The 12,540-nt window shown below is 51.6% G+C and carries 12 protein-coding genes; 7 read left to right on the forward strand and 5 right to left on the reverse strand.

What is annotated here, in order from left to right:
* Positions 1-15: 15 nt before the first annotated feature.
* The 7 genes from sufB to CWE14_RS01605 are packed head-to-tail and all read left to right on the forward strand — an operon-like array spanning position 16 to position 6,056.
* Entirely contained in the window at positions 16-1,452 is a 1,437-nt protein-coding gene (sufB, locus tag CWE14_RS01575; protein ID WP_126788186.1) for a Fe-S cluster assembly protein SufB, read from the forward strand.
* A gap of 2 nt (positions 1,453-1,454) precedes the next feature.
* The gene (gene sufC / locus CWE14_RS01580) at positions 1,455-2,216 is read left to right on the forward strand and encodes a Fe-S cluster assembly ATPase SufC (protein WP_126798144.1); all 762 of its coding nucleotides are present in this window, start codon (positions 1,455-1,457) and stop codon (positions 2,214-2,216) included.
* Entirely contained in the window at positions 2,213-3,478 is a 1,266-nt protein-coding gene (sufD, locus tag CWE14_RS01585) for a Fe-S cluster assembly protein SufD (RefSeq protein ID WP_126797769.1), read from the forward strand. Before sufC ends, sufD begins: the two co-directional genes overlap by 4 nt.
* Complete coding sequence (locus tag CWE14_RS01590; protein WP_420837088.1) at positions 3,475-4,707, forward strand: aminotransferase class V-fold PLP-dependent enzyme; 1,233 nt, start codon at positions 3,475-3,477, stop codon at positions 4,705-4,707. Before sufD ends, CWE14_RS01590 begins: the two co-directional genes overlap by 4 nt.
* A gap of 15 nt (positions 4,708-4,722) precedes the next feature.
* Entirely contained in the window at positions 4,723-5,088 is a 366-nt protein-coding gene (locus CWE14_RS01595) for a HesB/IscA family protein (RefSeq protein ID WP_126788184.1), read from the forward strand.
* A 9-nt stretch (positions 5,089-5,097) separates the two neighbouring features.
* Positions 5,098-5,628, forward strand: coding sequence for a putative Fe-S cluster assembly protein SufT (sufT, locus tag CWE14_RS01600; RefSeq protein ID WP_126798146.1), 531 nt, complete (start codon positions 5,098-5,100; stop codon positions 5,626-5,628).
* A gap of 29 nt (positions 5,629-5,657) precedes the next feature.
* Entirely contained in the window at positions 5,658-6,056 is a 399-nt protein-coding gene (locus CWE14_RS01605; RefSeq protein ID WP_126797770.1) for a SufE family protein, read from the forward strand.
* A 31-nt stretch (positions 6,057-6,087) separates the two neighbouring features.
* On the opposite strand, the gene iscR is transcribed toward CWE14_RS01605, so the two are convergent.
* The 5 genes from iscR to CWE14_RS01630 all read right to left on the reverse strand — a co-directional run bounded on the left by iscR (position 6,088) and on the right by CWE14_RS01630 (position 12,441).
* Positions 6,088-6,549, reverse strand: a complete 462-nt coding sequence (gene iscR / locus CWE14_RS01610; RefSeq protein WP_126788182.1) for a Fe-S cluster assembly transcriptional regulator IscR — start codon at positions 6,547-6,549, stop codon at positions 6,088-6,090.
* A 588-nt stretch (positions 6,550-7,137) separates the two neighbouring features.
* Positions 7,138-8,442, reverse strand: a complete 1,305-nt coding sequence (locus tag CWE14_RS01615; RefSeq protein WP_126797771.1) for an amidohydrolase — start codon at positions 8,440-8,442, stop codon at positions 7,138-7,140.
* Positions 8,443-8,569: 127 nt separating this feature from the next.
* The gene (locus tag CWE14_RS01620; RefSeq protein WP_126797772.1) at positions 8,570-9,496 is read right to left on the reverse strand and encodes a phospholipase A; all 927 of its coding nucleotides are present in this window, start codon (positions 9,494-9,496) and stop codon (positions 8,570-8,572) included.
* A complete protein-coding gene (locus tag CWE14_RS01625; RefSeq protein WP_126797773.1) occupies positions 9,489-9,857 on the reverse strand; it encodes a hypothetical protein in 369 nt (122 codons plus the stop codon). Before CWE14_RS01625 ends, CWE14_RS01620 begins: the two co-directional genes overlap by 8 nt.
* Positions 9,858-10,011: 154 nt before the next feature.
* The gene (locus tag CWE14_RS01630) at positions 10,012-12,441 is read right to left on the reverse strand and encodes a S9 family peptidase (RefSeq protein ID WP_126797774.1); all 2,430 of its coding nucleotides are present in this window, start codon (positions 12,439-12,441) and stop codon (positions 10,012-10,014) included.
* Positions 12,442-12,540: the final 99 nt, after the last annotated feature.

The following is a 12,540-nucleotide window of genomic DNA, read 5'->3' on the forward strand; positions in this document are numbered from 1 at the left end:
CCGAGTGAGTTTGTCATGAGTGAACAAATCGAGCAGGCGATAGCACGTAAGTACGATGCCGGTTTCGTGTCCGAAGTTGAGTCAGACACCTTTGCGGTGGGTCTGGACGAGTCGGTTATTCGTCGTATTTCAGCCATGAAGAATGAGCCTGAATGGATGCTGGAATGGCGTCTGAAGGCATACCGTAGCTGGCTGAAAATGGATGAGCCGGATTGGGCCCATGTCGATTACCCGAAAATTGACTTCCAGTCGATCTCTTATTATTCAGCGCCGAAGAGCATGAAAGACAAGCCGAAGTCGCTGGATGAAGTTGATCCTGAATTACTGCGCACCTATGAAAAACTTGGCATTCCACTGCACGAGCAGGAAATGCTGGCTGGTGTTGCGGTTGACGCGGTTTTTGATTCAGTCTCAGTAGTGACCACCTTCCGCGCTAAACTTGAAGAAGCGGGAGTCATATTCTGCCCGATCTCAGAAGCAATTCAAAAGTACCCGGACCTGGTAAAAAAATACCTGGGTACTGTGGTGCCGCAACGCGATAACTACTTCGCTGCGCTGAACAGTGCTGTGTTTACGGATGGCTCCTTTGTATACATTCCAAAAGGCACCCGCTGTCCGATGGAGCTTTCAACGTACTTCCGTATTAACGAGCTTAATACTGGTCAGTTTGAGCGTACGCTAATTGTGGCTGAAGAGGGTAGTTACGTAAGCTATCTGGAAGGCTGTACCGCCCCGCAACGCGATGAAAACCAGCTCCACGCCGCTGTGGTTGAACTGGTGGCGATGGATGACTCAGAGATTAAATACTCAACAGTGCAGAACTGGTATCCGGGCGACGAAAATGGCAAAGGTGGTATTTACAACTTTGTGACCAAACGTGGCTTAGCAGAAACCAATGCGAAGATTTCCTGGACCCAGGTTGAAACCGGTTCGGCGATTACCTGGAAGTATCCAAGCTGTATTTTAAAAGGGGACAACAGTGTCGGTGAGTTTTACTCAGTCGCACTGACCCGTGGTCGCCAGCAGGCGGACACCGGGACCAAAATGATTCATATGGGCAAGAACACCCGTTCGACCATTATTTCCAAAGGGATCTCCGCCGGGCATAGCAGCAATGCCTACCGTGGTCTGGTGCGGATGGGGCCAAATGCCGATGGCGCGCGGAACTTCACCGAGTGTGATTCGTTGCTGATTGGCGATAAGTGTGGCGCACACACCTTCCCGTATATTGAAAGCCGCAACCCGTCAGCCATTGTTGAGCACGAAGCAACAACCTCGAAGGTTAGTGATGACCAGTTGTTCCTGTGTCGTCAACGTGGTCTTGATCCGGAGAAAGCGGTGTCGATGATTGTGAACGGCTTCTGCAAAGAAGTGTTTAAAGAATTGCCAATGGAATTCGCTGTGGAAGCGGGCAAATTGCTAGAAATTAGTCTTGAAGGTTCAGTGGGGTAATGATGTTAAGTATTAAAGATTTACATGCCAGTATTGACGGCAAAGAGATTCTTAAAGGGCTGAACCTGGACATTAAACCTGGCGAAGTGCATGCCATCATGGGGCCGAACGGCGCCGGTAAAAGTACTCTGGGTTATGTCTTGTCAGGTCGTGACGGCTACGAAGCCGATAGCGGTACTGCCCAGTTCAATGGTGCAGATCTATTTGATTTAGAAGTTGAAGAGCGCGCCCAGGCGGGTCTGTTTCTGGCGTTTCAGTACCCGGTAGAGATACCTGGCGTTAGCAACATGGAATTTATGAAAGAGTCGGTCAACGCCATTCGCGAAAAGCGCGGCGATGATCCACTCAGTGCCTCAGAATTTTTAAAGAAAGCCAAGGAAGCCTGTAAGCAGGTGGACTTGCCATTGGCGTTCCTAAAGCGCGGTGTCAACGAAGGTTTTTCTGGTGGCGAGAAAAAGCGCAACGAAATCATGCAGATGATCTTGCTTGAGCCAAACCTGTGTATTCTTGATGAGTCCGACTCCGGGCTGGACGTGGACGCGCTGCAGGTTGTGGCCAATGGTGTCAACAGCCAGCGTGACGGCAAGCGCAGCTTTATCGTGGTAACTCACTACCAGCGTTTGCTGGATTACATCGAACCGGATTACGTACATATTCTGGCGGACGGAAAAATTGTTAAAAGTGGCGATGCGTCACTGGCCAAAGAAGTGGAAAAAACCGGCTATGCCTGGTTGGGCGCAAAAGCCGAGGAGGCGGATGCATGAGCCAGTGGTTAGCAGATGTTATTGACCGTGCCGGCTCAGTTCAGGATTGGTTAAGCCCGGTTCGCGGCGAAGCCCTGGCCACGCTGCAGAACCAGCAGTGGCCGGGACGGCGCACTGAAGCCTGGCGTTATACCTCGCTGCACCCGTTTGATGCGTTGCTGGCTCAACCTGGCAGCACATCAGCGCAGGTGGATAGCAGAGAGTTTGCGATTGAAGGTTTAGACAGTTTAGACCTGGTGTTTGTAAACGGTGAACTGCAAACCGATATTAGCAGCTTGTCATTGCCTACCGGGCTGAGTATCAGTGCTCTGGACGAACCGACTGACAATGCACGCAGTGTCGCCGGTCAGGTCTTTACTCAGGTAAAACCAGAGCGCCATTTGTTTGGTCTGGTCAACGATGTATTAGCCACCTCAGGCGTGATCATCGATATCGCTGACGGTGCCAGCATTGAGACGCCAGTGCGGGTGATTAACCTGGTAACGGATAAAGTTGAGTCACACAACCGTGTACTGGTGCGTTTAGGTAAACAGGCAACGGCGACTGTGATTGAACATGGCAGCGGTGACGGCGCGAGCATGAACACGGCCTTTGCTGAATATCAGCTGGGCTATGAAGCCAGGCTTGAGCATTATCGCTTTGCTTTGCACAGTGCGGATGCCATTCATATAGGTGGCAGTCACTTTCAGATGGGCGAGAAGTCACGTCTGAATAGTACTCTGGTGGGCTATGGTAGCCAGCTATCGCGGCTGGATGTCGATATTCACCATGCCGGTGAGCATGCCTTTGCCAAGTTTAACAACATTTACCTGTTGGCTGAAAACGAACACTTTGATCTGCACAGTACTATTGAGCACGCGGTGCCCAATGGCACGACTGAAGAAAACGCGCGCGGTATTGTTGGTGATAATGCCAAAGCGGTATTTAACGGTCGGATTCACATTCACCCGGATGCACAGAAAACACTGGCTGAACTGAATAACCGCAATTTGTTGCTCTCGCGTCGTGGTCAGATCAATACCAAGCCTGAGCTCGAAATCTATGCCGACGATGTTCAGTGTGCGCACGGTGCTACGGTCGCTGAGATAGACGACGAAGCTCTGTACTACATGCTGTCACGTGGTATTAGCCGTTCTCAGGCCTTGGTCATGCTGAATTTCGGATTTGTTCAGGAACTGATTGAACAAATGCCAAATAAGGCATTGCGCGACTGGTTACAGCCTAAGCTGAAGACTCGCTTTGAAGGCATGGAGGTCAAATGAGCGACCAGCCAGTGGCATTTGATGTAAACCATATCCGCGAGCAGTTTCCGATACTGAAGCGTGAGGTTAGCGGTAACCCGTTGGTGTATCTGGATAACGCAGCAACGACGCAAAAGCCGCAGGCGGTGATTGACGCTATTGTCGAGTTTTATACTCAGTGCAATTCCAATGTTCACCGTGGCGCGCATCAGCTGTCTGACGAAGCGACTCGTCGCTATGAAGAAGCGCGTGAGGTGGTTGCGGCCTTTATTAATGCGCCGGCGAAAGAAGAAGTGATCTGGACCAGCGGTACCACCGAAGGCATTAATATTGTTGCCAAAGGCATGGCGCAACAGCTACAAGCTGGTGACGAAGTGCTGGTTACCGAAATGGAACACCATGCCAACCTGGTGACCTGGCAACAGGCTTGTAAACTGTCAGGTGCAACCCTTAAGGTGGTACCTATTCACGATACTGGCGAGCTCAACGAGCAGGCGTTTACGGAATTGTTATCGGAACGCACACGGATTTTATCGATGCCGCATGTGTCTAATGCATTAGGTACGATTAACCCGATTCAGTCGCTTACCGCGCAGGCTAAAGCCAAAGGAGCGCTGGTTCTGATCGATGGCGCGCAGGGCGTTGCCCATGGTGATGTCGATGTGCAGGCGATTGGCTGTGATTTTTATGCCTTTTCCGGCCATAAGCTGTTTGGGCCTACCGGGATTGGTGTACTCTGGGGCCGTAAAGAGGTGCTGGAAAACTGGCCCGTGTGGTTGACCGGTGGCGAGATGATTGAAACGGTAACCTACCAGGATGCAACCTGGGGCGCGTTGCCGAACCGGCTTGAAGCCGGTACACCAAATATTGCTGGGGCTATTGGCATGGCCGCTGCGATTAAGTGGTTTCAGGCGCTCGATGTGGATGCGGTGAAAGCCCATGAGCAAGCCTTGCTAGATTATGCACTGGAGCTGGCGAAAGATATTCCGGGCATGCGTATCGTTGGCAATGCACCGAAAAAAATTGGTATTCTGAGTTTTGTAATTGAAGGTGCACATCCGGCCGATATTGGCTTTTTACTGGACCGCCAGGGCGTAGCTATTCGTACTGGCGACCATTGTGCGCAACCTCTGATGAAGCGTTTAGGTGTCCCCGGCACCGCACGCGCGTCGTTTTCCATTTACAACACATTTGAAGATGTTGAGGCGCTATTTAAAGGCCTCAAGAAAGCATCCATGATGTTAGCCTGAGGGCAGGAGGTCATTGTGTCTGTAGAAACATTTGTACCGCAATCGCAGGTCGTAAGCATGACAGATACGGCTCAACGCCATTTTGCGGCGAAACTGGCGGATCAGCCAGGTAAGATCATCCGCTTTTCAACTAAGCTTAGCGGCTGCACTGGTTTTGCCTATGTGCTTGATTATGCAGAAGCACCGGCTGAAAATGATGTAGTAGTGCCGATTAATGATGAGATCACAGTCGCGGTGGCGGGCGATGCACTGGATGTAGTCCGTAATACCGAAATTGACTATGTCAAAGAAGGTGTCAACGGGGTGGTTAAGTTTAACAACCCTAACGTGCTGGATGAGTGTGGCTGTGGCGAGAGCTTTAATGTGAAATCGGCGGTGTAGTTGATGTCGATGCAAAAAATGGTTAATACGACGCGGGAAGTGAAGTCGCGTCGTGTCCCAACCGGCGACGTTAAGATCATTCCCAAAGGCGAGTTTGTAACCATTACCCAGGACTTAGGTGGCAATTACACAGTCACCTGGCAGGGTAATATGTTGCGTATTGATGGCACTGATGCAGATGCACTGGGTCGCAAGCCGACTGAGCTTAGCTTCGAGGCGCCAAGCGATGGCCAGATCAATGAACAGCAGGTGTGGGATGCTCTGGAAACCGTGTATGACCCGGAAATTCCAATTAATCTGTTGTCACTTGGACTGATTTATAAAGTCGACATTGATCAGGCCGCGAAAACGGTGCGCATTGATATGACCCTGACGGCACCTGGCTGTGGCATGGGTCCGGTGCTGGTAGGTGACGTGGAATACCGCGTGGGTATGGTCCCAAACGTCGAAGAGGTGAAGGTCGAACTGGTATTTGATCCACCGTGGTCGCGCGAGATGATGAGCGAAGAAGCCCAGCTTGAAGCCGGCGTGTTTTTCTAGAAAATTGTAGTTAAAGGACAGAAGGTCACATGAGCCTGCCTAGCACTGAAGAAATTATCGATGACTTAGAGTTTCTTGATGACTGGGAGCAACGCTACCAGTACATCATTGATTTGGGTAAGCAATTACCTGGCTTGCCGGATGAGCAAAAGAAAGATGAGTATCTGGTACGTGGCTGTCAGAGCAGTGTATGGATGATTAGCGAAGCTCGTGGCGATAAACTGTTTTTCAAAGTTGATAGCGATGCGATCATAGTGCAGGGGCTACTTGCCCTGGTGCTGGCAGCCTACGATGGTAAAACCAGCAACGAAATCCAGCAGTTTGATATCGACGGCTACTTTAAGCAACTTGATTTAGAGCGTCATATTTCACCCACGCGGGGCAATGGCCTGCGCGCTATGGTAGCCAAGATTAAACAGCTGGCGTAGTGCCAGCTAGCAACTCTCTTTACGTCTCTTTCTATGTCACTTTGAGCTGCTGGAACAGCGATGATTCCTGACGGCTGGCAACTGCTTTGACGTCGCCTTTGGCCATCAGCTCACCGAGCGTGATGTTATCCAGAAAGTTAGAGATACGGTCGCTTAAGTCAGACCATAAGCTGTGGGTCAGGCAGCGTTCGCCTTGCTGACAGTTGGACTTACCCTGACAGCGGGTCGCATCGACTGACTCGTCGACGGCACGAATAACCTCACCTATCGCGATTAAGTCAGCACTGCGGCCAAGCCGATATCCACCACCCGGGCCTCGTACGCTGTCTACCAGCTGGTGGCGACGAAGACGAGAAAACAATTGTTCGAGGTAGGACAGGGAGATTTCCTGGCGCTCGGATATATCCGCCAGTGGTACCGGACCTTTGTCTGCATGTAAGGCCACATCAAGCATTGCGGTTACTGCATAACGTCCCTTCGATGTCAGTCTCATAGCCTTTACTCACCGTCAAATAACAGGTCAATACTATGGCATACCCGAGTGTTTTACTCAAGTATTGCCGCGTTGGCTTTGGCGCAAAAAAAAAGCCCTGGACCGGGTTGGGACGGTCCAGGGCAATGTTTAAGGCAAGTTGGTAACCTGCCGTTCGCCTAATTTGTGTTAGCTGCAAGCAAATCAATCATATTGAGGAGCCTGAAAGGATAACTAATAGTAACTCAAGCTTATTGATTATTAGCTATCTGATAATCACAGGGGTTATTATACGTGACTTGCTTAAGAGGTACAGAGAAGTTCGGATGAGAACTATTTATTCGAGCATGGCCTTTGCTAGGGCGATTCAAGCTTTGCAGGGGGATGTCGATACTATATATAGCGATTCATCAAATTGTCATCATACTGCCTGATAAGTGACATTTAACCTAGGTAGCATGTCTGACATTGAAGTTTGGCTCGCAAGCTTTTTAACTGTGTATCCCTAAATCTCACTTCCCTGGAATTTAGGATTTGCCCCCAGCGTACTTACACTGGGGGCTTTTTTTTTGCGCCAGACTTGAGCTGTACGCGTGCGCTGTCAGATGGCTATTGCTGGGGGTAATCAACCACCCAGTTAATAAATAGCTCAACGCCGACTTTGAGTGCGTCTTCGTCTGCGTAGAAATATGGCGAGTGGTTGCTTGGTGCGCTGGCGGCATCCTGATCCGGCGGAGTGATACCTAAGAACACAAACATGCCCGGTACTTCGTTGGCAAAGAATGAAAAGTCTTCGGCCCCGGTCACCAGTGCGTTCTCATGTACATTGTCTTCACCTGCTACGCGCAAGGTTGTTGGCATCAGTCGGTCCACTAAGGCGGCATCATTCGATGTTACCGGATACCCTTCATGAATGGTGACTTCAGCCGTTGCACCACTGGATTGGGCAGTGTGCTCTGCGGTGTGAGTCAGCTTTTCGAAGATCTGCTGGCGGTTATCCATGTCAAAGTTACGAATGGTGCCTTCCAGGTAAACTTCATCCGGGATAATGTTATTGCGTACACCACCTTCGACGATGCCAAAGCTAAGCACCGCTGGAGCTTTGGTAATATCAATCTGGCGACTGACGATGCTTTGCGAGTTGGTAATAATCTGACCAGCAGCGACAATAGGGTCAACCCCGCCCCATGGCCGCGAGCCATGAGTCTGTTGGCCCTGAACACGGATCTCAAAGCGGTCTGAGGATGCCATCAAGGGGCCACGACGATAACCAATCTGCCCGGTATTTCCGGCCGACCAAACGTGGATACCGAGCACGGCGTCCGGGGTATGCTCAGCGAAGATTCCTTCTTCGAGCATTAATTCTGCGCCACCTTCTTCGTCTCCCGGCGCGCCTTCTTCAGCAGGCTGGAAGATAAACATGATATTGCCTGCGAGATCGTCCTGAATACCAGCGAGGTACTCAGCCGCACCCATTAACATCGCGACGTGTAAATCATGACCACAGGCATGCATTACACCCACTTCATTACCACGGTATTCGCCCACAGCAGTCGACGCAAAGGGGACGTCAGTGCGTTCTGTGACCGGCAGTGCATCCATATCGGCGCGCAGCGCGATAGTCGGACCAGGTTTGCCACCGCGTAAGAAGCCAACAACACCGGTATGGGCTATTTCGGTCTGAACCTCCATGCCCAGTTCGCGCAGATGTTCAGCGACCAGGGCAGAGGTGCGAAATTCCCGGTTACTTAATTCAGGGTGTTGATGAAGGTCTCGTCGCCAGTCGATAACGCGTTGTTCTAACTGAGCTGAAATGGAATGGCTGGCGTTATTGGCGGATGCGGGCAGGCTGGCACTTAAGCCGACACTAAGACCTATAGTCAGGGCCAGTGTGCTGGTTAACGATTTAAACATGAACTACCTCGTGAGTGGCAAGAAAGCAACGGCGCGAGTGACTTAGCACTTACGCCATCCGGACTTTCACAATGATAAAGTTAACGGCATCTGTCAATCACTTGCTGAACTAGCAGCGGCAGAATGTTCAGAGCCAGTTAGTCAGGATAATACCGACGCCGATGCTTTGGGTATGGTAATCGTAATCGATCAGGGACTCGCCATAGCCGTTGAAGTATTGCACGTAGCCCTGGAAGTTCTCCCATAACGGAAAGCTGAAGCCGACGCGTAATGCTCCGCGATTGTCGTCGCTGCGAAAGTTGTTACGCAGCGTGACATCGACCGACAGTTCATCCCAGGTGTAAACAAAGCTGAAGTCACCATAACCTAGATACTTATGAATATCCGGGTTGTCGTCCTCACTGTTTTCGGGAATGCGCCACCAGGGACGGAAGGCGAAGACAAGGTCGTCTCGCTCAAAGACGAGTTCTGCAATTACCCGGTTCCAGGACCTGGAGCCTGGTTCGGAGCGTCCGTTTGACTGGTGATTGAGGCTAAGATTCAGAAACTTCGGGTTAACACCGAGGAAGGACCAGTCACCAAGGTCAAAAGCAACAAAGACTTCAGGTTCATAGTTGGTTTCACGAAACGGTCGTGATGCAGAACCATTGTAGGCCTGCCAGTAAGATTGCTGGGTATAAGCTACCCAGAGCGAGTGCTTGGTACCAAATAAATTGGTATCAATGGGGTATTTAAAGCTGAACTGCAGCTGCAGTTCAACATTTTCAATGTCACGGGCATTTGGAATACTATCAAATGCATCCGGGTTGGTGCGCGTGGTGTACTTCGCCGGCAGCACATAGTTTTGTCGGTGCGGGGTTAGTACATACGGATTGTCTGCACTGTCACGTTCTGCTTCAGCGCGTCTATCAACGCGGCTTTCTTCTTCGCCATTTTGCTGTCCGCGGCGGCTTTCCTCGTCCTGACTGTTCGAGTCGGCAGCGCTGGTTGACAAGCTGAACCCCAGTAACAAGGTAAACATGCCCAGTTGTACTGGGGGTAAACGGTTAATCATGGTGACTATCCTTTTTTACGAAAATAACGCTAAAGCCTCTATGGTGTTTGCTTAAGGCAGACCCAAGTGACCAGATACTAATCGGAATAGCGATCACGAAATTGCCTATCAGGGCGAGATTTTGCGCGCTTTCAGGGCTGTCACTGACGATCCCGAACACAACACCGGCAACTAGACCAATGGCTATGCTGATAACGGTAAAGCGCCAGGTAAACGACCACCAGATGGAAAGCACTATACCGAGGTTGTTATCAGCGTCTGTTCGTTCGACAGGTTGTGCCGCATGGTAATCAGTGGGTGGGGTAGGGGTACGCTCGTTCGAACTGCTGGCTTGTTGACTGACATACTCATGATCAGACATTTCAACTCCGTTTGGGCTACTTATTATTGTCGCTTAAGCCTAGGCTTAGTTGGCTATTTTCTCAAGTAAAAGAAAAGGCGCCTGCATGGCTGCAGACGCCTTATTGCTTGCTTTTTGGCTGAGTTCGCTGGCTATGAATTAGCCATTGGCGGGGTCAGTCCTCAGCGTGTTTGACGAACTCATCTAACCATTCAATGGTTTCCCATAGCATATGGAGCACGGACTCGCGTGCACGGTAGCCATGTGACTCCAACGGCAGCATAACCAAACGGGTGGTCCCGCCAAGCCCTTTAACCGCCTGGAAAAGACGCTCGCTTTGCATCGGAAAGGTTCCTGAGTTGTTGTCATTCTGGCCGTGGATTAACAACAGCGGAGTCTTAATCTGATGGGCCGAAAAGAATGGCGACATGGTCTGATACAGCGCCGGGTCATCCCATACGGTGCGCTCTTCACGCTGGAAACCAAAAGGTGTCAGGGTGCGGTTATAGGCACCACTGCGGGCGATACCAGCCTGAAAGAGATCAGAGTGAGCCAGCACATTGGCCGTCATGAAGGCACCGTAGGAATGCCCTCCAAGGGCGACCCGTTCTGGATCAGTAACGCCGCGCTCCACACCTGCCTGAATGGCTGCTTCAGAATTCATAATCAACTGGTCGATAAAGGTGTCGTTCGGCAATGCGTCGCCTTCACCAACAATTGGCATGGTCGCATTGTCCATCACGGCATACCCTTGGGTAGCCAGGAACTGCGGACGCCAGTAACTGATCCGGTTGAACTCGTAGGGCGAGCCGGAGACCTGAGCCGCATCGGCATTGCTGCGATATTCGCGCGGGTAAGCCCAGATTATGGTTGGCAGGGGCCCATCGCGCTCAGCGTCATAGCCATCGGGTAAAAACAGGGTCGCTGACATTGCAAGGCCATCTTCACGTTCGTAGTGAATCAGTTCACGACTGATGCCCAGGGTGTGTGGCATTGGATGCGCAGTTTCGGTGAGGGCAACCAGGCTGTCATTGGTAAGGCTGCGTTTGTAAAAATCAGCCGGTTGATCAACGGCCTCACGCTGGGTCAGAAAGGTCATGCTGGTGGCGTCGAGCAGAGCGCGAGGCATTTCGTAGTACGGCGCCTCTGAGCGCCATAAACGCTCACTACTGGAGTCCTGCAGTGAGAAGCGATCGATAAACGGCCGGTCACCTTGGTCTGAGGCACCGTCACCAATCATTAGCAGGTGACCGTCTTCAATGCGTAACACCGAACGACCAAACTCATTGCGGCGCATAACAGGGTCGCCCGGGTCACTGTATCTGTCCTGCCAGGAGCGTTCCCACAGCATTGTAGGATTCTCAGGATGGTTTGGGTTGAGGTGCCAGACCCGCTCTTCACGGCTGGCCCACCAGCGCTCGGAGATAATCGCGTTTTCATCATCACCAGCGTGTATACCGGCAAAACGGTTACGCAACTGAATAAGCTGCTCAGGGTCATCCTCAAAAGGTGCACTGAGCTGATAGACAGCGTCCCGATAGTCAGTCTCTTCGTTTGGGTTCCCGCTATCCAGAGCTTGTGCCCACACCAGAGTCGCTGCTGCATCATTGCGCCAGCTGATACTACGACGTTCGGGCACGACTGCGTCAAATGAAATTGGCAGATTGTCGGCTAATGCCTGATCAACGACCTGATAGACGCGTTCGCCATCGAGGTTCCAGACGTCACTGCGGCGAGCAAAACGAAAATGCGGAACCGAGTATGAATAAGGCCGCTGTAGCTCGGTCACCAACAGGTAATTGCTGTCTGGAGACAGAGCGAGATCATTGTAAACAGCTTCCTCACCCAGGTAACTTACGTCACCGTCTAGACTGATGCGGGCGATACGACTGCTAAAGTAATGGTCGAACAATGCTTCGTCGTGGCTGTTGGCGAGCAAGTCCTGATAGGTCCGGGCAGGGGCGGTACGGCCCCTGCTTTCGGTAATCACAGGTCCGCTGGGGACTGGACTGGCTGCCGGTTCGTCACCGCGTTCAGGGCTTACGGCCATGGTATAAACGGCATCACTACTACGGTTCCAGTGCACATTCGCTCCCCACACAGCATTCACTTGCACATCGCTCCAACGCGATGCCTCGCCGCTACTGGCATTAACGCGATAGAGCTCAACCTGTTCGTCTGCCATATTCAGTAGGGCAAGGTGTTCAGCGTTCGGTGACCAGCTACTGTCCACAATACGGGCGTCGTCAGGCAGCCCTGTGATCTCGACTCGTTCACCGGAATCAATGGTAAGAATTTCCAGCCGTTCGGCGTAACGTGCCTGACTGATGCTATTGTTCGCCGGGTTGATACGTCGCCCAGCTAAACGGTATTCGGGGGTCGCTAAATCAGTCAACGAGGGCAGGGCAGGAAGATGCTGGATCAGCATATAATCGCCGCCTGGCGCGACACTGGCATTTGGCGCGGGGGCTGCATCTACTATATCGATGACTGCCTGCGGTGGTTGTTGATAGCCGGAATCAGCCTGGCTGGCCAGGCTGACACTGCTGGCTGCGACGAGCAGCACACAGCAACTCAGGGTTGAACCCTGTATTGTATAATTCATGACATTGCCTCATTGGTTTTTGCTTTCACAGCAAGGTACTCCCTACAGATACACGGAGGAAGTAGTTGATTCATACTGATAGTGGCTGTCGGGGCAGGT

It is taken from the genome of Aliidiomarina soli (genome assembly GCF_003986975.1).
In the GTDB taxonomy this organism is placed as follows: domain Bacteria; phylum Pseudomonadota; class Gammaproteobacteria; order Enterobacterales; family Alteromonadaceae; genus Aliidiomarina; species Aliidiomarina soli.